Consider the following 20,603-nt stretch of genomic DNA (forward strand, 5'->3'; position numbering starts at 1 on the left):
CAGAGATGTGAGCCGGACGGGATCTCTCAACCCCGCTCCCTACATCCCCGCGAATTGCAGCCGCGCCAGCCGCGCGTAGAGCCCGCCTTCCCGCACCAGCGCGTCATGCGTGCCCTCCGCCACGAAGCGCCCGTTCTCCATCACCAGGATGCGGTCCGCGCGGCGCACGGTGGCCAGGCGGTGGGCGATGACGAGCACGGCGCGGCCATGCGCGAGGCGGGCGAGAGCGGCCTGCACGGCGGCCTCGCTCTCCGCGTCCAGCGCGCTCGTCGCCTCGTCCAGCAGCAGCAGGGGCGGGTCGCGCAGCACGGCGCGGGCGATGGCAATGCGTTGGCGCTGCCCGCCGGAGAGGCGCACGCCCTTCTCGCCGAGGAAGGTGGCGTAGCCCTGGGGCAGGGCGTCGATGAAGCCCTCCGCGTCGGCGGCGCGGGCTGCGGCGCGGATCTCGGCCTCCGTCGCGTCGGGGCGGCCGTAGCGGATGTTCGATGTCACGTCCGTGCCGAAGATCACGGGCTCCTGGGGAACGAGGGCGATGCGCGCGCGGATGGCGGCGGGGTCGGCCGTGCGCAGGTCCACGCCGTCCAGCGTCACCCGCCCGGCATCGGGGTCGCTAAAGCGGAGCGCGAGCCGGAAGAGGGTGGATTTCCCCGCGCCGGAAGGTCCGACCACCGCCACCGTCTCGCCGGGCTCCACCCGCAGCGAGGCCCCGTCCAGCGCCGCCCGGTCCGGGCGACTGGGGTAGAGGAGGCGGACATTCTCGAAGGCCAGCCGACCGACGGGGCGGCCGGCGGTGGGCGCGGGCAGCGGCACGGGCCGCGCGGGCGCCTGGATATCCGGCGTGACGCCGAGGAACTCGCCCAGCCGCTCCGCCGCGCCCGCCGCGCGCTGCACCTCGTTCCACAGCTCGGAGAGGGAGGTGGCGGAGCTGGCGAGCAGCACGGCGTAGAAGACGAAGGCGGAGAGCTGCCCGCCCGTCAGCCGCCCGGCGAGCACGGAGTGGCCGCCGACCCAGAGGGCAAGGGTGATGGCGCCGAAGCCCAGCAGGATGAGGCAGAACATGAAACCCCCCCGCACGCGGATGCGGGCGAGGGAGGCGGCGACGCTCTCCTCCGCCAGTTCCGCGAAGCGGGCGCGGTCCGCCGCCTCGTGGTTGTGGGCCTGCACGGTCGCCACGGCGTTCAGCGTCTCCTCCGCCTGGGCGCCGAGATCGGCCACGCGCTCCTGCGCCGTGCGGCTCAGCCGCCTCTCCCGCCGCCCGAAGAGGACGAGGGGCACGACGATGAGCGGCGTGACGGCGATGACGATGAAGGTGAGGTGCGGGCTGGTGTAGAACAGCATCGCCAGCGCCCCGCAGACGGTGACGAGGGCGCGCAGCCACTGCGAGACGGCGGCACCGACGAGGCCGCGCAGGATCTCCGTATCGGCCGTGAGGAGGGTGAGCACGTCACCCGTCCGGCGCTGCTCGTAGAAGCTCGGCGGCAGGTCCAGCGCGTGGGAATAGACCCGGAGGCGCAGCGCGGCCCCCACCCGCTCCCCGAGCCAGGAGACAAGGTAGAAGCGGGACGCCGTGCTGACGGCGAGCAGCACGACGAGGCCGAAGAGGAGCAGCGCCTGGCGGTTCAGGCTTTCCACGCTCTCGAAGCCCTGGTCCACCATGTGCCGCAGCCCCTGGCCGAGCAGCAGCAGCAGGCCCGCGGCCACCCCCATGGCGAGCACCGCGCCCGCCACGCGGCCGGGATGGGCACGCAGCAGGGGCAGCACGATGCGGAGCGCGGGGAGGCGGCTCATCGGGCCGGGTCTCGGCCCCGGGATGCCGGCGGTGAGGCTCAAGCCGCCACCCCGGGGGGCGCGCGCAGGTCGTCCAGCCTGACGGGGCAGTAGCCGCGCGGGTCCACTCCCACGTCGAACTGCCGGGGCAGGGGCTTGAGGGTGCCGTGGGAATGACCGTGCAGGTTCCAGGCCCCTTTCCGCTGACCGTTCCAGTGACGCAGTGCGTAATGGCAGAGCACGAGCGCCCGCCCCTCCCGCTCGATCTCCGCCATGGGGCCCGCGCTGGCCCAGCCGGGCAGGGCGCGGACCGCCGGCGGGTCGTTGTTGCCCCAGACCAGGTGCTTCGTGCCTTGCAGGGAAGCGAGCAGCCCGCCCGGATCCCCGTGCCCCACGGCGAAGTCCCCGAGGTGCCAGATTTCATCTTCCGGCGCCACGGCCGCGTTCCAGGCGGCGACCAGCGCGGAATCCATCGCGGCGGTCGTCTCGAAGGGGCGGCGCATCAGGGCCCGCAGGGAGCCGTGGCCGAAATGGGTGTCAGCGGTGAACCAGCTTCGCATCCACGGGAAATGGGGCGGTGCCTGCGCGGCGACAGCGTTCCTAACCGCCTTGTCAGCTTGGGGGGCCGCCTACCGCCCCGGCGCCCCGCCGCGCGGGGCCGCATCGGGCCCGCGCCCGCCCCCTCCGGCGCCTCCGCCGGGGGTATCCGGGCCCGGCCGGTCGCCGCGCCCGGCCGCCTCGGCGCGGCCGGGGCTGTCCCAACGGCCCCCGGCGCCGCGCTCCAGCCCGCGGCGGCCCTCGAAGCCGCGGTCGGGCATGGGGGCCCGTTCGCCCCGCGGGGCCTCGGGCGCGGCGCGGCCGGCCGGGGCGGCGGAGGGGCCGTTGGGTCCGCCGCGCAGCTCCACCACGCGCCGGCCGGGGGCGCCCATGGCACCGGGACCGGCGGGCACCGAAAGCCCGGGGCCGAGCAGCAGCCGGCCGCCGCCGGAGACTGTCCAGGCCTCGATCAGCACGCGGCCGGCGCCGAAATAGGCGGGCGGGTCCCACATCAGCCGGTCGCGCTCCACCGAATCGGCCAGCAGCACGCCGTCCTGCATCCGCCCGCGCGCGATCACCGCGCCGTCCGGCGGCAGTTCCACCCCCGGCGCGACGCGGAGGGGGAGGTTGCCGATCCGCGCGGGACCGCCCAGGCGTGTGAGGCGGCCGAAGACGAGGGTGGCGCCGCCGGCCGGGCGCGGGTCGATCCGGGTGGCGGTGAGACTGCCGTCGGGCGCGCGCAGGCCGCTGACGAGAACGGCCTCCCCCACCCGCCAGGCGCGGCCGGCCGGCAGGGCGCCGGCGGTGGCCACGCGCTGGCCGGCGACGCGGATCGCGCCGTCCTCGACGGCCTCAACCGTGCCGGCCAGCTCGTGGCGCAGGCCGATGCGGCGGGCGCGCAGGGCGCCGTCCGGGCCCGTCGCCTCCACCACCACCACCTGGCCGACGCGCAGCGCGGCGGGGGTGAGGGGGCCGTCCGCTGCCTCCACCGGCTGGTCCGGGTCGTAGGCCACGTGCAGGCCGTTCACGCAGATGCTGGCGAAGCCGGTGACGACACCGACGATCCCGAGGCTGGGGCTCCCGGTGCCGCCGATCCCGCGCTCGCCCTCCGCCGATGCGAGAATCCCGGTGCCGCCAATGCCGCGCTCACCCTCGGCCAGCGGCGGGGGGCCGCCATCCCGGCCGATGCGGCAGAGACCGGCCGGGGCCGCCATGGGCACGGGGGCGGGCGGCTGGGCGGTGCAGGCGGCCAGCAGCAGCCCCGCCAGGCATGCGGCGAAGGCCAGTCGCTCCGCGCGGGGCGGGGGGAGGGGACGCGACATCCGGCTCACCCTTCCGGTGCCGCCCGCGGCTCGTCCTCGGCGTAGAGGTAGATGCCGAGGTTCACCCGCCGCGTCGGCTCCCCGGGCCCGGCCTCGCCGGCTTCCAGCAGCGAGAGGGCGAGGCGGTTCATCTCCAGCAGCAGGCGTTGCGCGCCATCGCGCCCCGCCGCCTCCAGCCGCGCGGCGGCCTCCGGGGGCAGGCGGTCGTAGTGCAGGCTGCGGTCGAAGAAGGGCGGCATTCCGCCCGCGGAGATGTTGGCGCCGGCCGCCGCGATGTGGTCGTGCAGGTTGCGGGCGAAGTAGAAGAGCCGCCCCTCCAGGTCCTCGCTGGGCAGGTAGGCGGCGACGTTCAGCCGCAGCCGCTCGTCCGGGCCGGCGGTGACCACGCCCCCCTCCAGCCAGCCGTCCAGCACGGCGCGCGGCCGGACATCGGTGGTGACGGAAGCAACCAGCGCATCGAAGGAGGGCTCTCCGGCGGGGGCGCTGCGGGGCAGGGGCAGGGGGCGGCCCTCCGCATCCGCATAGCCGGGCAGGCCAAGCCAGCGGGCGATCACCTGGCTGCCCAGCGTCACCACGGCCGGAACCTCCTCAACCTCGCGTGGGGTCTCCCGCAGGCGTCGCAGCTCCTTGCGGTGAACGCCAGTGAGAAGGCTGAGGCGGCTATCCGTCCGTCCGCGCGCGTCCTCCGCCATGCTCGCCGCCACCTCCACGTAGAGGCCGCGCAGCAGCTCCGCCAGCACGGGAAAGGTGAAGCCGGCGCGGATCAGCAGCCGCACCAGCGGGCGCAACAGGCGGCGGAGGGGGCGGAGCAGGGTGTCCGCCGGCGGGGGCGAGGGGGGCATGGAGTCCAGCAGAGGCCGGCCCGTTCCATAGCACGCTGTCATTGTGGGAAAAAGTCCCACATTGGATTGACGTGGGAAATTTTCCCACATAACCTCCGGCCAGCCCACCCAGGTTCCCGAACGCCCCTGATGGATCGCCCGAACATGACCTTCCTCTCCGCCCGCTCCCTGCGCCACGACACGCCCTGGTCCGCCCTGCCGCCCCGCCCGGCTGCCGGGACCCGCGAGGCGGAGGCGGTCTCGATCGGCCTGCTGCGGCACCACACGAAGAACGCGCTGCAGCGCATCCTCTCCGAGGTCTCCAAGGTGCGGGGCCTGGAGGAGACGCGGGAGGGGCAGAGGCTGATGCTGGAGGTGGAGCGGCGCGTCATGCTCAGCGCCGCCCTCTCCAACGCCCTTTTCGGCTTCACCCATGCACCGGGTGGCATGGAGGACCGGCTGCGCTCCGTCTGCGAGGCGACGCTGGAACTGATGGGCGACCCCGACCAGATCCTGCGCCTGGCCGTGACCGTGGAGGGAGACTGCCCCGTTCCGCTACGCCCGACCGCCCTGCGGGCCGCGCACGAGATGGTGGGGAACGCCGTGAAGCACGGCATGCACGCCCGCCTGGTCGGCCATATCCAGGTCTGCCTCTCCTCCGCGGAGGGCTGGACGCGGCTGGTGGTGGAGGATGACGGCTGGGGCTACTGCGGCGCGCGCGACGGCGGGGAAGGCCTGGACCTGCTCCGCGCTCTGGCCGGGCTGCACGAGGGTACGACGACCCTGGAGCGCATCCAGGACGGCACGCGCGCCACGATGGACCTGCCGCACGGGCCGTAGGACCTTGCGCTCGGGTCATCCTGCCCTGCGCTTGTTCTGATCGGTCCCGAGCCAAGGGCCTGAGGCCCTTGGATCCCCGTCTGGCTGCCGCCCGCGCCGTCCTGACATGGGATTTCGGCGTGAGGGGATTGATCCTGCCCTTGCAGTCGCCTGAGGTCATCGACCTCAGGCGCACCGTCAGGCGAGCCAAACCAACTCGACGAAAAAGATGATGGATTCGAAGCACTGCTTCGAACGGGTCCGGGGAGAGGAAGAATTCCTTCGTCCTCTCCCCGGGGCAGCGTCACGCCCCCGGCTTGTGCACCCGCAGCGGCCCGAAGCTCTGCGCGACCGGCATTACCTGTAGCGTGTTGATGTTCACGCGGGCAGGGCGGGAGGCGACCCAGTGGACGGCATCCGCGATGTCCTCCGGCGTCAGCGCCTCCGCGCCCTGGTAGACGGCCGCTGCCTTGGAGTCGTCGCCGTGGAAGCGGACGTTGCTGAACTCCGTGCCGCCGACGAGGCCGGGCTCGATATCCGTCACGCGCACGGGCGTGCCGAAGAGGTCGGCGCGAAGGTTGAGGGAGAAGTGGCGCACGAAGGCCTTGGTGGCGCCGTAGACATTGCCGCCGGGATAGGGCCACTCCCCGGCGGTGGAGCCGATGTTGACGATGTGGCCGCGCCCGCGCTCCACCATGCCCGGCAGCACCGCGTGGGTGAGGTACATCAGCCCCTTCACGTTGGTGTCCACCATGGCGTCCCAGTCGTCGAGATCTGCCTTCTGCGCGGGCTGTAGGCCGAGGGCGAGGCCGGCATTGTTCACCAGCACGTCCACGGCGGACCATTCGGTGGGGAGGCCGGCAATCGCCCTCTCCACCGCTGTGCGCTCGCGCACGTCGAGCGCCAGGGGCAGCACCGTCTCCGCGCCCAGCTCGTCCCGCAGCGCCTCCAGCCGCTCCGCGCGCCGGCCGGCGGCGATGATTCGCGCGCCGTCCCCCGCAAAGCGGCGGGCAATGGCCAGGCCGAAGCCCGCGGTCGCGCCGGTGACGAGGACGATCATGCCGCGCCCTCGTGCAGGATGGACCAGAGCTTCGCGGGGGTGGCGGGCATGTCCACATGCGTCACGCCCCGCTCCGCCAGCGCGTCCACGATGGCGTTCATGACGGAGGGGAGGGAGCCCGCGCAGCCCGCTTCGCCGCAGCCCTTGGCGCCCAGCGCGTTGGTGCGCGCGGGCACGGGATGGCTGGCGAAGCCGAAGAAGGGCGCGTGCGCCGCGCGCGGCAGGCCGTAATCCATGTAGGAGCCGGAGAGGAGCTGCCCGTCCTCGCTATAGGCCGTCTGCTCCGTCAGGCACTGGCCGATGCCCTGCACGATGCCGCCATGCGCCTGGCCCGCGACGAGCATGGGGTTCACCAGCACGCCGAAGTCGTTGACGGTGGTGTAGCGCACCACCTCCGCCTCGCCCGTGTCCTCGTCGATCTCCACCTCGGCGATGTGGCAGCCGTTCGGGAAGGCGCTGTCCTCGTACTGGTCGGTGGTGGAGACATCCAGGCTCTCGCCCATGCCGCGCGCCGCCGTGGCCAGTTCCATGATGCCGATGCCGCGATCCGTGCCGGCGATGGCGAAGCGGCCACCATTCTCGGACGAGGGCTCGAACTCGATATCCTCCGCCGAGGCCTCCAGCACCTGCCCCGCGAGCTGGCGACCCTTCTCGATCACCTGCGCGCTGGCGGTGGAGAGCGCCTGGCCGCTGGCCATGATGGAGCGCGACCCGCCCGTGCCGCCACCGGCGATCAGCAGGTCGCTGTCGCCCTGCTGGAGGCGGATGCGGTCAAAGGGGATGCCGAGGCGGTCCACCAGCACCTGCGCGAAGGGCGAGGCATGGCCCTGCCCGTAGTCCAGCGTGCCCGTCAGAATCGTCACGCCGCCGTCCTCGTCGAAGCGGATGCCGCCCATCTCCTTGTTCGGCGGCGCCGTGACCTCGAGGTAGTGGCCGATGCCGATGCCGCGCAGCTTGCCGCGGCGCCGGCTCTCCGCGCGGCGGGCGGGGAAGTTGTCCCAGTCCGCCGCGGCCAGCGCCTCCTCCAGGATCGCAGGGAAGTCGCCGCTGTCGTAATGCATGCCGGACGGCGCCTTGTAGGGGATCTGGTCGGCGCGGATGTGGTTGCGGCGGCGCAGCTCCACCCGGTCGATCCCCATCTCCCGCGCGGCCGTGTCGACCAGCCGTTCCATGTAGTAGTTGCCCTCCGGCCGCCCGGCGCCGCGATAGGCGCCGACGGGGGTGGTGTTGGTGAGCATGCAGCGGGTGGAAACCTCCACCAGCGGCGTGCGGTACACGCTGATCACGTTCTTCACCGTGTTCATCGTGGCCGGCAGCGTGGTGGAGTTGCTGAGATAGGCGCCAAGATTGGCGAAGCCCGTCACGCGCAGCGCGAGGAAGTGTCCCTCCGCGTCCAGCGCCAGCGACACCTCAAAGTCATGGTCGCGGCCGTGGCTGTCCGACAGGAAGCTCTCGCTGCGGGAATCCGTCCACTTCACCGGCCGCCCGAGCATCTTCGCCGCGTGCAGCAGGGCCGGGTACTCGGGATAGACGCTGGACTTCATGCCGAAGGAGCCGCCGACATTCCCCGTCAGCACGCGCAGCCCCTCGTTCTCCACATGCATGACCTTGGCGATGTTGCCGCGCATGCCGAACACGCCTTGGCTGCCCATCCGCAGCACGTAGCGCCCGTCCTCGACCGTCGCGAGCGCGGAGCGCGGCTCCATCGGCGAGACGACGACGCGGCTGTTGCGGATCGCCATCCGCGTGACATGCGCGGCCCCCGCGAAGGCCGCCTCCACCGCCGCCGCATCGCCGTAGTGGAAGTCCGAGACCAGGTTGCCCGGCACGTCGTCATAGAGGATCGGCGCGCCCTCGGCCGCGGCGTCCCGCGCCTCGGTCACGGCGGGCAGGGGATCGATGTCCAGCACCACGGCCTCGGCCGCGTCCCGCGCGTCCTTCGCCGTCTCCGCCACCACCATCGCCACGGGGTCGCCGACGAAGCGCACCTTGTCCGTGGTCAGCACGGGCTGGGTCGGGGTGCGGGCGGGCGAGCCATCGCGGTTCTTCTGGGTGATGCCGACCGGCATGGGGCCAATTCCCGCCGCCTCCAGGTCGCGTCCGGTGATCACGGCCAGCACGCCCGGCATCGCCAGGGCCTCCGCGACGTCGATCCCGCGGATCACCCCGTGGGCATAAGGGCTCCGAACCATCACCGCATGGGCCTGGCCGGGCAGGGAGAGGTCGTCGCTGTAGCGACCCTGGCCCCGCAGCAGCACCGGGTCCTCCTTGCGGGAAACGGGCTGGCCGATGCCGAACTTCAGCCGCGAGGGATCGATCGGAGCGTTCATGCGGGCATCCTGTCGGGGCATGGGGGCCAGGAAGCCCCGGCCTATCCGCGCAAGTTGGGCCGGGTTGCTGCGACGCGGAAGCCCCCCTCGCGCTCATTCGATCAGGGGCCGTCCTTCGGTGGCGGTCTGTCCCGGGGAGAGGAAGAAAGAATTCTTCCTCTCCCCGGACGCCTCACCATCATCTTTTTCTTCGAGTTGGTTTGGCTCGGCTGGCGGTGCGCCTCGGGTCTATGACCCGAGGCGACTGCAAGGGCAGAATCAATCCCCTCACGCCGAAACCCCATGTCAGGACGCCACGGCGGCAGCCAGACGGGGTTCCAAGGGCCTCAGGCCCTTGGCGGGGGTTCCAGGGGGCGGAGCCCCTTGGGGGCCACCCGCACCGCGCTAATCCCCGAGCGGCACTGGATTGCGCCCGCGGAACTCACGGCTGGTCAGAAGGGCGGTGCGGGCCTCGTGCAGCGGGCGGCCGACCAGGCCGGTGCCCACCTCGGATTCCGGCACGCGGTCCAGCAGCATCCTGAAGAGGAAGGCCACGTCTTCCGGCGTGGCCGGGCGGTTGCGGTCCATCCAGACCGCGCCTTTCTCCTGCAGCAGGCGGGCCAGGCGCTTCTGGCGGTGCTCCGTCTGCATGGCCAGGGATTCGGCCATGATGCGGGAAACGGCGCCTTCCACCCCTTCGGCCAGGTGGTGCTCCGGGCCTTCCCGCCACCCCGCGCCCTCGAAGCCCATCTCGCGGAACACGCCCTCGTCGAAGGAGGAGCCCTTCTCGCCGATGTAGCGGGCGAAGCAGACCTCGGTCATCACGCGGGCGATGCCGAGCGCGTCGCAGCCCAGGGTCTTCGCCGTGTCCTGGGAGGAGAAGGGGCGGGAGACGGGCAGGGTCTCCATCCAGCGGAAGATCGCGAGGTGGTCGCGATAGGCGTAGTCCGCCCCGTCCAGGATGCGGTCATAGGGCACGAGGAACTCGCAGAGCCGGCGCCAGGCGTCCCGCTTCAGCCCGAAGCCCCAGTTGTGCTGCATCCGCACCAGCCAGACATAGGGGCCGGTGGGGGCGATGTGGTGGTCGCCATAGGCGGCGAAGTAGCCGATGCGGGCGTCGCGCTCGGACAGAGCGCGCAGTTCCCCCATCATGCGCAGGTAGTCGGGGCCCAGTTCCAGGTCGTCCTCGAAGAAATAGGCGAGGTCGGCACCCAGGGCCTCGAAGGCCAGCACCTCGCCGCGGCGGATATTGGCGGCGATGCCGAGATTGTGGGGCGCGGCGGCGACGTGGCCGCGCGGGAAATGGCGGCGGAAGGCGGCGATGGAGGCCTCGACCTGGGAATCCTCCGCGTAGCGCAGGCCGGAGCGCGGGGAGACGGCGCCGTCCTGCAGGAGGAAGACCCGGCGCGGATCCAGCGCCGCGCCGCGCTGGCGGAGGAGAGAGGCGCAGACGCGGTCCAGGTAGTCCGGCCGGTTGAAGGCGAAGAGGACCACCGGCACGTCCAGCACGGCGGGCGCGGGGCGGGCGTGCAGCGCGGGAAGAGGGGGCGCGTCGCTCAATCTGCTCTCTCCGTCCGGGGCCGCTTGGCCTAGGGCTGGGCGTGAGGGATGGCAACGGTCGGTGGTTGATCGGCCGGCGGGGCAAGCGCATGTTTCCCGCGTCGATCACAGGGTCGCCCCATGAGCGCTGCCGCCGAGTACGCAGACCGCCTGAACTTCGCCGAGCAGGTCGCCCGCATCGAGCGGGCGCAGGAGGAGACGCGCAAGTTCGTGGCGGAGCAGCACAAGCTGCAGGCGGAGGCCGCGAAGTTCCAGCGCGACACGCGCCTGGCGCCCTGGCTGGCGGGCGGTGCCGTGGCGGGCGGGGTGGTCACGGTGGCCACCCTGCTGTTCCGGGCGCTGGGCGTCCTCTCCTGAACTAGCCTTCCCGCCCGATCTCCAGCGCCCGCGCATAGACCTGCCGCCGCGGCAGGCCGGTGGAGGCCGCCACCATCGCCGCCGCGTCCCGCAGCGATTCGCCGGCGGCCAGGGCGGCGCGCAGGCGGGCATCCACCTCCTCCGCCCCGCTCGGCGCGTCGGCCTCGGCGGGACCGACCACCACGACGATCTCGCCCCGCGCCGCGTTCGCGGCGTAGTGCGCGGCTAGGGCCGGCAGGGTGTCGCGCCGCACCTCCTCGAAGCGCTTCGTCAGCTCTCGCGCCACGGCGGCCGGGCGGTTCCCGAACCCCTCCGCCAGGGCGGCAAGGCACTCGGCCAGGCGGTGCGGGGCCTCGAAGAAGACGAGGGTGGCGGAGAGGCCGGCGCCCTCGGCGGCGCGCAGGCGGGCGATGGCGTCGCGCCGCGCGCCCTCCTTCGGCGGCAGGAAGCCGTTGAACAGGAAGGGTAGCGGCGGCAGGCCTGAGAGGGTGAGGGCCATCACCGCCGCGTTCGGGCCGGGCACGGCGGAGACGTTCAGCCCCGCCTCCATCGCCGCGCGCGCCAGGCGGAAGCCGGGATCGCTCACCAGCGGCGTGCCCGCATCGGAGACAAGGGCGAGGCGCGCCCCGCCCCGCAGCCGCTCCAGCAGCTGGGGCACCTCCGCGGCCTCGTTGTGGTCGTGCAGCGCGCGCAGCGGCGTGCCGATCCCGTAGCGGGCCAGCATCGGCGCCGTGACGCGCGTGTCCTCGCAGAGGACGAGATCCGCCGCCCGCAAGGTCACAAGCGCGCGGGAGGAGAGGTCCCCCAGGTTGCCGATGGGGGTCGCAACCAGCCATAAACCCGGGGCCAGCGCGGCGGCGGCGCCGCCAGCAACAGAAGGGGCCCCGCGTGCATCCTCGCCAGTCTCGCCGGGTCCCGGCCCTGTCTCGTCTTCCTGCACGTTCCAGCCCCCCAAGTTCCAGCCCCCGTGCCGCATCGGCCGCACGCGGGTTGGGAACCCTGGCGGCGCTGATGGGGGTTGTGGGGCTGGCCGCCTGCGCCCCGCAACCCCGGCCCGCCCTTTACGGCAGCCCCGGCGGCTCTCTCTTCGGCGGCTCCACCATCGGCTCCGTCCCCTCCGCACCGGAAGCGCTGACGGCGAAGGTGGCGGTGCTGCTGCCGATGTCCGGCCCGCAGGCCGCGCTCGGCCCGGCCATGATGAACGCCGCCACCCTCGCCCTGTTCGATTCGGGCGTGCGCGGGGTGGAACTGGTGCCGCGCGACACCACGGGCAGCGCCGGCGGCGCCTCGGAGGCCGTGCGCAGCGCCATCTCGGACGGCGCCCGCGTGGTGGTGGGCCCGCTGACGGGCGCGGAGACGGCCGCCGCCGCCGGGCAGGCCCGTGCCGCCAGCGTCCCCGTCCTCGCCTTCACCAACGACGTGGAGCAGGGCGGCAACGGGGTGTGGGTGACGGGCATCACCCCCTCGCAGCAGGTGCGGCGCCTCCTGGCCTCGGCCCGGACCGCGGGGGTCCAGCGCGTCGGCCTCGCTGGGCCGGAAGGGCCCTTCACGCGCCAGCTCGCCGCCGCGCTCCGCAACGCCTCGCGGGAGGCGGGGCTGCCGCCGCCCGTGGTCGTCACCTATCCCAGCGGCGCCTCCCGCGCGCAGGCGGCCGGGCTGGTGGCCCAGCAGGCCGGCACCGAAGGCCTTGGCCTGCTCATCCTCGGGGAGGGTGGCGCGGGCGCGCGGGAGATGGCGGCGGCCCTGGCCGGCGCCGGGCTGCCCACGCCGCCGCTCCGCCTGGGCGGCACCGTCCTCTGGGCCAATGACGCGACGCTGGCCTCCGAGCCCGCCCTGGCCGGGGCGCTGGTGCCCGGGCCGGACCCGCTGGCGCGCAACGGCTTCGAATCCCGCTACCAGGCCGCCTATGGCGAGCGCCCGCCGCGCCTGGCCGCCACCGCCTACGACGCCACGGCCGCCGCCCTGCGCGGCGTGCGGGGCGGCGACCCCCGCGCGGCGGCCCAGCTGCCGATCGGGGAGCCGCTGCAGGGCGCGGACGGCACCTTCCGCCTGCTGCCGGATGGCCAGGTGCAGCGCGCCCTCGCCGTCTATGCCCTGACGCCCGGGGCGGAGCCGCGGATGGTCGAGCCCGCCATCCTGCCCGGCGCCGCCGGGTCCTGACGCCGCGCCTCTCCCGGCGGGCCATGCTGCGCGCCGTGGTGCTGGTGGGCGGCGTGCCCGTGGCGGGGCTGCTGGTGCTGATGCTGGCCGGCTGGGCGGAGCCCCTGCCGGCCTTCATCGCCATCCTGGCCACGCTCGCCGCCGCCTTCGTCTTCGGCTGGGCCTGGCTGGGCACGCTTGCGGGGCTGGAGGCCGACCTGCGCGCGGCGGCCGACGGCAAGCCCGTGCCGCCGCGCCTGCCCTTGCTTCCGGCCGCCGCGCGCGTGGCCGATTCCGCCGCCCGCCTCTCCCGCGGCCTGGCGGAGCGGGAGGCGATGCTGCGCCAGCTCCGCCGCACCGACGCCGCCATCATCGACGCGCTTCCCGACCCGCTGCTGGTGATGAGGGAGGACCGCGAGGTCCTGCGCGCCAACCCGGCCGCGCGGCGTTTCCTCGGCACCGGCTCCGACGGGGTGGCCGATACCGCGGCCCTGCTGCGCCACCCCCGCATCGCCGCCGCCGTGGACGACGCCCTGGCCGAGGGGGAGCCGCAATCGGCGGAGGTGATGCTGCCCCTGCCCGTGCCGCAGGACCTCTCCATCCACGCCATCCCGCTGGACCCGCCCCTCTCCGACGGTGGTTGCCTGATGCTGGTGCTGGCGGACCGCACCCAGGCGCGGGCGGCGGAGCGGATGCGGGCGGACTTTGTCACCAACGCCAGCCACGAGCTGCGCACCCCGCTCGCCTCCATCATCGGCTTCGTGGAGACGCTGCGCGGCCCCGCCAAGGACGATCCGGAGGCCGGTTCCCGCTTCCTCGACATCATCGCCACCCAGGCGGAGCGGATGCGGCGGCTGGTGGAGGACCTTCTCAGCCTGTCCCGCATCGAGATGGCCGAGCACCGCGCGCCGGCCGGCGAGGCCCGGCTGGACTCCCTGGCGCGGGACGAGGCGGCCGCGATGGCGCCCATCCTGACCGCCCGCAACGTGACCCTGGCCCTGGAGCTGACCCCCGCAACCGCCACCCCTGCCGATGCCGGGGAACTGGCCCAGGTAATCCGCAACCTGCTGGAGAACGCGGTGCGCCACGGGCGGGACGGCGGCACGGTGCGCCTCTCCGTCCGGCACCTCGCCGCGCCCGAAGGCGGACTAGCCCCCGGCGTGATGCTGGGCGTGGCCGATGACGGGCCGGGCATCGCCCGGGAACACATCCCCCGCCTGACCGAGCGCTTCTACCGCGTGGATGCCGGCCGAAGCCGCGCCGCGGGCGGCACCGGGCTGGGGCTGGCCATCGTGAAGCACATCGTGGCCCACCACCGCGGGCAGTTGCTGATCGACAGCACGGTCGGGCAGGGGACGGTGATGCGGGTCTGGCTGCCGGGGCGATAGGTGCGCCGGGTGGCCCCGGGGCTCCGCCCACTGGACGCCCGTTCCCCGGCCACCTTCAGACCACCTCGAGCCCCGTAAGCCCCGCGGCCAGGGCCGCCCGGAGGTCGGGCCCGGCCAGGGCGATGCATCCTTCGGTCGGCGTGTAGTCCGCCCGGGCGAGATGGAGGAAGATGGCGCTGCCGCGTCCGCGCATCACGGGGTCGTCGTTCCAGCCGAGCACGCCGACGATGTCGTAGACGTGGTCCTCCCGCCACAGCGCCTCGTGCCGCGCTTCATGGGGCAGGGTGACCGGGCGGTTGTAGGCGCGGTGGGTGGGGTCGTCGCACCAGCCGTCGGAGGGCCCGATGGGTTCCACGGGCACGGCGCAGCGGGGCGCGGGGCCGCGGTCGGCGCGGTAGAGCACGCGGCGGAGCGGGAGGGTGGCGCGGGGAGTGGCGCCGTCGCCCTCCGCCTTGTCGGTGCGGATGCCGCCGCGGCCGATGGCGCAGCGCCAGCGATCTCGTTGCAGGATGAGGTAGGGGCCGTCCAGGCGGGCGAGAGTCATGCGCCGCCTTCTACCACTCAGGCCCTGCCGGAGCGTACCCGCTCCGCCTCGGCGGTTCCGGGACGATGACGGCTGCGGGCATGCCCCTAAAGCCTTCCCAGGGCCGAGGGGGCGGGCTCAGCCCATCAGATGGCCGAAGCGGGCCTTCTTCGTGGCCAGATAGGCGTCGTTCACCCCGTTGGCGGCGAAGAGGTGGGAGACGCGGCCCGTCACCTCGATCCCGCAGGCGGAAAGCCCCGCCACCTTGTCCGGGTTGTTCGTCAGTAGGCGGATGCGGGGGAGGCCGAGTGCTTCCAGCATGGTCGCGGCCACGCGGAAGTCGCGCTCGTCGGCGCCGTAGCCCAGGGCGCGGTTGGCATCCAGCGTGTCCAGCCCGCCATCCTGCAGCGTGTAGGCGCGCAGCTTGTTCACCAGCCCGATGCCCCGTCCTTCCTGCGCCAGGTAGAGCAGCACGCCACCGCAGGGCTCCGCGGCCATGCGGGCGATCGCGCCGTGAAGCTGCGGGCCGCAATCGCAGCGCAGGCTGCCCAGAAGGTCGCCGGTGAAGCACTCCGAGTGGATTCGGGCCAGCGGTGCCACTTCCCCGGCCTCCTCCGGGCGGCCCACCAGGATCGCCAGGTGCTCGATCCCGCCATCGGCGGCGCGGAAGGCGGCGATGCGGGCCTCCGGAGCGTCCTGCAGCGGCACGCTGGCCTCGGCCACGCGGGTGAGGCTGGCGGCGGCAGTGGCCGGGTAGCCCAGCACCTCGGCCACGCCGACGGAGAGAAGCCCCAGGCGCGTCCCGGCCGCAGCGGAGGCCGGGGCGGCGACGAGGGCAGGGAGCAGCCGCCCGACCTTGGCCAGGGCGATCGCAGCGGGGGAGAGGGCCTGGGAGAAGCCGGGTGCCGGCATGATCTGCGGCGCTTCCGGCAGGAGCTGCTCGGCCACCGGATCGGCCAGTCGGCGCAGCGAATCGGGATCGAGCAGCGCGGGGGAGAGGCGGATCGCCACCGGCGCGTCCTCCGGCGCTGTGGCGGGCACGGGGCGGGCCAGCACGGCAGCGGCCCGGGTGGCGGCGAGCAGCAGCACGGGCGGGGCCAGCGCCGCCCGGGCCAGCTCGGCCAGGCCGCGCGCGCCCACTGTCTCGGCGGCGGCCAGGACGAGCGCCTCGCCACCGCCCTCCAACAGGACCGGCGTTCCGCGGCGCAGGTCGGACACGGCGCGGTGGACCGCCCGCATGGCCGCGGCCCGCGGATCCGTTTCTTCCCCGGCTGCACGTCCGGGAAAGAGGGGCGCCGGAGCCCGTGTCGACACGTCGGCCATTCCCGATCCCATCTTCAGGGCAACCTATGTTAACCGGCGGTGCCCACTGCCCCAGCAATATGGGATGGCCGCGGGCGCAGGAAGGGCCGTCGCCCGTGGAAGCGGCCCCGCATCCCCGTCATGACCCGGCAAACTAAGGCCCACGAAAAAGAGAGCCAAGGCTTGCCGGTTCCGGCCTAATGGCCCCATATCCGGACTTCACGGCTCCGGGATCGTCCCGTTTCACTGGACGGACCATGGCTATCAACGGGAGGGTGCATGTCGGACCCCCGTCCGATCCTGATTGTGGACGACGATCCCGCGCTCCGCGCCACGCTGTCCGAGCAGCTGGCCGTCGATGGCGAGTTCGCCCCGAGTGAGGCGGCCACGAAGGCGGAGGCGGGGCAGATCCTCCTCGCCGATGGCTCGCGCTTCGACGCCGTGCTGCTCGATATCGGCTTGCCGGACGGCGACGGACGCGACCTCTGCGCGGAGCTGAGGCGCGCCGGGCTGAAGGTGCCGATCATCATGCTCACCGGCGCCGACGGGGAGCAGGACGTGGTGCGCGGGCTCGATTCAGGGGCGAACGACTATATCGCGAAGCCGTTCCGCATCATGGAGCTGCTGGCCCGCCTGCGCGCCCAGCTCCGCGGCTTCGACAATTCCGAGGACGCGGTCTTCGTCATCGGCCCTTACACCTTCCGCCCCTCGGCCAAGATGCTGCAGGACCCCGGCCGCAACCGCCGGATCCGCCTGACCGAGAAGGAATGCGCGATCCTGAAGTTCCTCTACCGCGCCGGGGGCCGGCCGGTGGGGCGCCAGATCCTGCTGAACGAGGTGTGGGGCTACAACGCCGCCGTCACCACCCACACGCTGGAGACGCATATCTACCGCCTCCGCCAGAAGATCGAGCCGGATCCGGCGACGGCTTCCCTGCTCCTGACCGAGGGCGGCGGCTACCGCCTGGACCCACAGGCCGGCCGCGCGGCCGCCTGAGGGCAGGTCTCCATCCAGAAATGAAAAGGGCCGGAGGGATACCCCTCCGGCCCTTTCTACTTCCTGGGCTTCGCCGGCGCCGGCAGGGCCCCGATCGCCCGCAGGGCTGGGATCAGGATCGGTCGGACCATCGGTGCTTCCCCTCTCGACTGGTGGGCGACTCAACGAGGGATAGGAGGGACGGTTGCCCCCAAGGGAGGGGAGAAGGAATTCCCTCTCCCATGGACCCCACCCCTCATCTTTTTCTTGGCTTTCGGCTGATCCCGCTGACGGTGCGCCTTGGCTCGGGACAAATGCTCCGCGTTTTCCCGAGGGGCCGGGGGGGGACCGGGGCCCCTTGGGGCACCAGATCTCACAATTCAGTGATGCGCCTCTCCAATCCCCCGCCTATCCTGGCCGCGATGCGCCGTGCCCTGATTCTCCTTCCCCTTTTCCTGGCCGCCTGCGAGGTGCCGGACATGCTGGAGCTGGAGCGTGCGGCCGAGAACACCCTGCGGGCGAGCGTGTTCCTGCCCCCGATCAAGGACGGGCTGCGGCCACGCCGGCATGAGGCGCCGGCCGGTGCCCTGGAGGAGGACGAGGTGGCGGTGACGAACGGCCCCACCCTCGTCGTCACCTACGGGCGGCAGCGCAAGGTGATGACGATGATCCAGGGACAGGGCGAGCAGCGCATGTGGCGCTCGGACGATGGTACGGTGGTCGCGACGGACGGTGCGCGGGTCGTGGCCACGGCGGGGACGGAGACGAACCTCTCGGCCACGCGCTTCGACAGTCCGGACCCGCTGGACGACGTGACGGCGCTGGTGGAGCGCCCGGCGATGGCGCGGCGGGTGGTGGACCTGTCCCCGGCGCAGCGCGATCCCGGGCGGATGCGCTTCGGCGTCTCGCTGGAATGCCGGATGCGGGCGGCGCGAGTGGCGGAGGGGCTGTATGTGGAGGAGCGCTGCGGCGGCGGGGCGCGCTTCCTGAACCGCTACTGGGCGGATGCGGAGACGGGGGCCGTGTGGCGGTCCGAGCAGTGGGTGGGGATGGAGGACCGGCCGATGACCATCGAGGTGGTCAGCCCGCCCGCCAACTGAGGCCCGCCCGCCGCACCCGCCACGCGACATAGGCGAGCCAGAGGAGCTGCACCGCCAGCGGCGGCAGCACGACCAGCGGCTTCGCCCAGGAATGGAGTTGTGGGAAGGCCAGCGCCAGCATGGCCTGGAACAGCACGAAGGCGCCGTGCACCGCGGCCACCCATGGCACGGACAGGCCGCTGCGCTGGGCCATCTGGTACAGATGGGTGCGGTGGGGGGCGCTGATCCTCTCGCCCATCACGGCGCGGCGGACGAGGGTGAAGCCCGTGTCGAAGAGGTGCGCGAAGAGCAGCAGCGGGACGATGAGGAAGGAGAGCTGCTCCGTGTCGAAGCGGGCGCAGGCGACGGCGAGCACGGCGAGGACGAAGCCCAGGAACTGGCTGCCGACATCGCCCATGAAGATGCGGGCGGGGTGCAGGTTGTAGGGCAGGTAGCCCAGCAGCCCGGCGGTGAGGAACAGGGCCGCGGCATAGACGAACCAGGCGCCCTGCTCCGCCCCGATGAAGCAGAGGGCGGCGCAGGCGACGAGGAGGGAGCCGCCGACGAGCCCGTCCATCCCGTCCATGAAGTTCACGGCGTTGGTGCAGGCGACGATCCAGAACAGCGTCAGCACCGGGCCCCAGATCCCGAGCTCCGTGACGCCCACCCAGGGGATGGCGAGGCGGGTGACCACGAGGCCGCTGGCCATCGCCACCAGCGCGGCCCCGGCCTGGGCAGCGAGCTTCACGACGAAGCGGAAATCCTTCAGGTCGTCCAGCAGCGCGACGCCGGCGATGGCGAGGGCGGCGAGGATGGTGCCGATGAACTCCGTCTCCGCGATGCGGGCGAAGCGGGCAGTGCCGTAGAGGACCAGCATCCCCGCCACGAAGGCCGCGACGATGCCGAGGCCGCCTCCTTTGGGCGTTGGGACCTTGTGCGCGGTGGCGGCGCGGCGGGCCGGGTCGTCCAGCATCGGATAGGCGATGAGCAGGCGCACGACGCCCGCGGATAGCAGGACCAGCAGGGCCGCGAAGCCGAGATGGGGGAAGAAGGCTTCGGCGCGCATCAGGGGGTGATCCGGGCCGCATCGGGGCTGGCATAGACGTCGCCGCTATTGGCCGCGTGCGGCAGCGCCTCGATCCAGGCGCGCATGGCATCGGCCGTCACGGGGGCGGGGAGGGAGAAGGCCATGCTCTCGCCCAGCGCCACGTTGAAGCGATAGGGGCCGAGTGCCGCCAGGCGCGCCAGGCACCCTGCCGCCACGTCCCGCTGGATGGTGGTGAACTCGAAGGAGAGGGCGCGGGGGGCGAAGGAAAGGCCGGCCAGGGCCTCCGCCTCGAAGCCCTCCACGTCCAGCTTGATGAAATGCGGCGTGCCGTGCTCCGCCGCCAGGGCGTCCAGGGTGGTGACGCGGCGGGGGATGGCGCAGTCCCATTCCTGGCCCTCCCAGCCCGCGGCGTCCCTGGCGGCGGCGACGAAGGCGTCGGAGGCGGTGGCGACGGTGGGATTGCCGGTGTTCAGGCGCAGCACCGCCTCGCCCGGCGCGGCGCCGATCAGGGCGGGGACGATCGCCACGCCGGAATCCCCGCCGAAGCAGCGGCGCAGCAGGCGGAACAGGGCGGGCTGCGGCTCCACCGCCACGGCGCGCGCGCCCAGGCGGCGGAAGCCCGCGGTGCGGTCGCCGACATGGGCGCCGATGTCGAAGCCCAGTTCGCCGGATGAGAGAAAGCGGGCCTGGAAAGTGTCCAGCGCGGCGTCCCGGCCTGGGGCGTAGTAGGTCTGCACGGAGCGGCGCAGGGGGCTGGCGCGCCTCATGGCGCGAAGATTACGGCGCAGCCCGCCGCCTCGGCCTGCGGCACCATCAGCCCGGCGGGGGTCTCCAGGTGCATCACGCCGGACAGGGCGCGGCGCGCGCGGTCCAGTTCCGCCACGCCCAGCACCATCGCCACCACGGCGGGCAGGGCCGGGGGGGTGAGGCCGGGGAACAGGGCGGCGGCGGTGTCCGGGTCCAGCACGCGCACGCGGGCGCCGTCCGGCAGGGGCAGGGCGAAGCCGCCGGCGGGGTCGGGCTCCAGCGCCAGGCCGGAGAGGCGGGAGAGGCGGGCGGCGCTCTCCGCCGGGCGGTCCGCGACGATGATCGCGGCGCGAAGCTCCGTGGCGGTGTTGGGATGCTCCATCCAGCGCGGCTGCCAGATGGCCTCCGGCGTCAGGTGCCGCACGAGCTGCACGCGGCCCTCCGGCGCGTCGGGCAGCGGCAGGCGCTCGAAGCGGGCCGTCGGCCCGCCGGGCTCCACGGGGCGCGAGAGGGGGGAGATGCCCGGGATCTCCAGCCCGGCACGGCGCAGGCGGGCGAGGTTGCCCTCCGAATCCGCCATGCCGAGCGCCAGGATGCGGGCGCCCTCGAACCCGTCCAGCAGCGCGCCCAGGCCGTTATCGGGCAGGGCCGGATCGACCACCGCGAGCAGCTCGATATAGCCCCGGCGCAGCATGGCGCAGCGGTTCGCCGTGCCCAGGGGCTGGTCGCCGCGCGACTGCCGGGCAAGGGGGGTGAGCGTGAAGCCCAGCCGCTCATAGGCGCCCCAGAGCGCCGCGGCGTCGCGCGAGCAGACGCCGACATGGTCCAGGCCGCTGGAGGAGGCCATCAG

The 20,603-nt window shown here is 73.4% G+C and carries 19 protein-coding genes; 6 read left to right on the forward strand and 13 right to left on the reverse strand.

Annotation, left to right across the window (positions count from 1 at the left end; all coding sequences use genetic code 11):
- Positions 1–39: 39 nt before the first annotated feature.
- The 4 genes from J5Y10_RS14605 to J5Y10_RS14620 form a co-directional block, all read right to left on the reverse strand.
- Complete coding sequence (locus J5Y10_RS14605; protein ID WP_245214720.1) at positions 40–1,788, reverse strand: ABC transporter transmembrane domain-containing protein; 1,749 nt, start codon at positions 1,786–1,788, stop codon at positions 40–42.
- A gap of 38 nt (positions 1,789–1,826) precedes the next feature.
- Complete coding sequence (locus J5Y10_RS14610) at positions 1,827–2,327, reverse strand: metallophosphoesterase (RefSeq protein WP_209374758.1); 501 nt, start codon at positions 2,325–2,327, stop codon at positions 1,827–1,829.
- 69 nt (positions 2,328–2,396) lie between these two features.
- Complete coding sequence (locus tag J5Y10_RS14615; protein ID WP_209374759.1) at positions 2,397–3,626, reverse strand: DUF5666 domain-containing protein; 1,230 nt, start codon at positions 3,624–3,626, stop codon at positions 2,397–2,399.
- Between the two features lie 5 nt (positions 3,627–3,631).
- Positions 3,632–4,468 carry a DUF6502 family protein gene (locus tag J5Y10_RS14620; RefSeq protein ID WP_209374760.1) on the reverse strand — a complete coding sequence of 279 codons (837 nt, stop codon included), beginning with the start codon at positions 4,466–4,468 and terminating at the stop codon, positions 3,632–3,634.
- A gap of 129 nt (positions 4,469–4,597) precedes the next feature.
- Here J5Y10_RS14620 and J5Y10_RS14625 point away from each other — a divergent pair, with 129 nt between their 5' ends.
- Positions 4,598–5,287: a sensor histidine kinase family protein gene (locus J5Y10_RS14625; protein ID WP_209374761.1), complete on the forward strand. Its 690-nt coding sequence runs from the start codon at positions 4,598–4,600 to the stop codon at positions 5,285–5,287.
- A gap of 283 nt (positions 5,288–5,570) precedes the next feature.
- Here J5Y10_RS14625 and ydfG read toward each other — a convergent pair whose 3' ends face one another.
- The 3 genes from ydfG to J5Y10_RS14640 all read right to left on the reverse strand — a co-directional run bounded on the left by ydfG (position 5,571) and on the right by J5Y10_RS14640 (position 10,195).
- The gene (gene ydfG, locus J5Y10_RS14630) at positions 5,571–6,326 is read right to left on the reverse strand and encodes a bifunctional NADP-dependent 3-hydroxy acid dehydrogenase/3-hydroxypropionate dehydrogenase YdfG (RefSeq protein ID WP_209374762.1); all 756 of its coding nucleotides are present in this window, start codon (positions 6,324–6,326) and stop codon (positions 5,571–5,573) included.
- The gene (locus J5Y10_RS14635; protein ID WP_209374763.1) at positions 6,323–8,656 is read right to left on the reverse strand and encodes a xanthine dehydrogenase family protein molybdopterin-binding subunit; all 2,334 of its coding nucleotides are present in this window, start codon (positions 8,654–8,656) and stop codon (positions 6,323–6,325) included. The genes ydfG and J5Y10_RS14635 overlap by 4 nt, the downstream gene beginning before the upstream one ends.
- Positions 8,657–9,040: 384 nt before the next feature.
- Positions 9,041–10,195, reverse strand: coding sequence for a glycosyltransferase family protein (locus tag J5Y10_RS14640; RefSeq protein ID WP_245214721.1), 1,155 nt, complete (start codon positions 10,193–10,195; stop codon positions 9,041–9,043).
- Positions 10,196–10,315: 120 nt separating this feature from the next.
- Between J5Y10_RS14640 and J5Y10_RS14645 the strand changes: the two genes are divergently transcribed.
- Positions 10,316–10,552, forward strand: coding sequence for a hypothetical protein (locus tag J5Y10_RS14645; RefSeq protein WP_209374764.1), 237 nt, complete (start codon positions 10,316–10,318; stop codon positions 10,550–10,552).
- Between the two features lies 1 nt (position 10,553).
- Here the strand turns inward: J5Y10_RS14645 and rsmI are convergent, their stop codons facing one another.
- A complete protein-coding gene (gene rsmI, locus J5Y10_RS14650) occupies positions 10,554–11,492 on the reverse strand; it encodes a 16S rRNA (cytidine(1402)-2'-O)-methyltransferase (RefSeq protein ID WP_408901584.1) in 939 nt (312 codons plus the stop codon).
- Between the two features lie 50 nt (positions 11,493–11,542).
- Between rsmI and J5Y10_RS14655 the strand changes: the two genes are divergently transcribed.
- Together J5Y10_RS14655 and J5Y10_RS14660 are read left to right on the forward strand one after the other, a co-directional pair.
- The gene (locus J5Y10_RS14655; protein WP_209374765.1) at positions 11,543–12,712 is read left to right on the forward strand and encodes a penicillin-binding protein activator; all 1,170 of its coding nucleotides are present in this window, start codon (positions 11,543–11,545) and stop codon (positions 12,710–12,712) included.
- A gap of 23 nt (positions 12,713–12,735) precedes the next feature.
- Entirely contained in the window at positions 12,736–14,079 is a 1,344-nt protein-coding gene (locus J5Y10_RS14660; RefSeq protein WP_209374766.1) for an ATP-binding protein, read from the forward strand.
- 55 nt (positions 14,080–14,134) lie between these two features.
- Here J5Y10_RS14660 and J5Y10_RS14665 read toward each other — a convergent pair whose 3' ends face one another.
- Complete coding sequence (locus J5Y10_RS14665; protein WP_209374767.1) at positions 14,135–14,623, reverse strand: L,D-transpeptidase family protein; 489 nt, start codon at positions 14,621–14,623, stop codon at positions 14,135–14,137.
- A gap of 117 nt (positions 14,624–14,740) precedes the next feature.
- Positions 14,741–15,841 carry a GTP cyclohydrolase II gene (locus tag J5Y10_RS14670; RefSeq protein ID WP_245214722.1) on the reverse strand — a complete coding sequence of 367 codons (1,101 nt, stop codon included), beginning with the start codon at positions 15,839–15,841 and terminating at the stop codon, positions 14,741–14,743.
- Between the two features lie 342 nt (positions 15,842–16,183).
- Between J5Y10_RS14670 and J5Y10_RS14675 the strand changes: the two genes are divergently transcribed.
- Together J5Y10_RS14675 and J5Y10_RS14680 are read left to right on the forward strand one after the other, a co-directional pair.
- Positions 16,184–16,900 carry a response regulator transcription factor gene (locus J5Y10_RS14675; RefSeq protein WP_209374769.1) on the forward strand — a complete coding sequence of 239 codons (717 nt, stop codon included), beginning with the start codon at positions 16,184–16,186 and terminating at the stop codon, positions 16,898–16,900.
- A gap of 365 nt (positions 16,901–17,265) precedes the next feature.
- On the forward strand, positions 17,266–17,979 hold the full coding sequence (locus J5Y10_RS14680; protein WP_245214723.1) for a YjbF family lipoprotein: 714 nt from the start codon (positions 17,266–17,268) through the stop codon (positions 17,977–17,979).
- Here J5Y10_RS14680 and J5Y10_RS14685 read toward each other — a convergent pair.
- From J5Y10_RS14685 to J5Y10_RS14695, 3 genes are read right to left on the reverse strand one after another with little or no spacing between them, the layout of a single operon-like run.
- Complete coding sequence (locus tag J5Y10_RS14685; RefSeq protein WP_209374770.1) at positions 17,960–19,024, reverse strand: glycosyltransferase family 4 protein; 1,065 nt, start codon at positions 19,022–19,024, stop codon at positions 17,960–17,962. The two genes, J5Y10_RS14680 and J5Y10_RS14685, sit on opposite strands and share 20 nt — an antisense overlap.
- On the reverse strand, positions 19,024–19,773 hold the full coding sequence (locus tag J5Y10_RS14690; RefSeq protein WP_209374771.1) for an FkbM family methyltransferase: 750 nt from the start codon (positions 19,771–19,773) through the stop codon (positions 19,024–19,026). The genes J5Y10_RS14685 and J5Y10_RS14690 overlap by 1 nt, the downstream gene beginning before the upstream one ends.
- Positions 19,770–20,600 carry a VOC family protein gene (locus J5Y10_RS14695; protein WP_209374772.1) on the reverse strand — a complete coding sequence of 277 codons (831 nt, stop codon included), beginning with the start codon at positions 20,598–20,600 and terminating at the stop codon, positions 19,770–19,772. The genes J5Y10_RS14690 and J5Y10_RS14695 overlap by 4 nt, the downstream gene beginning before the upstream one ends.
- Positions 20,601–20,603: the final 3 nt, after the last annotated feature.

The organism is Roseomonas indoligenes (genome assembly GCF_017813365.1).
Lineage (GTDB): Bacteria > Pseudomonadota > Alphaproteobacteria > Acetobacterales > Acetobacteraceae > Roseomonas > Roseomonas indoligenes.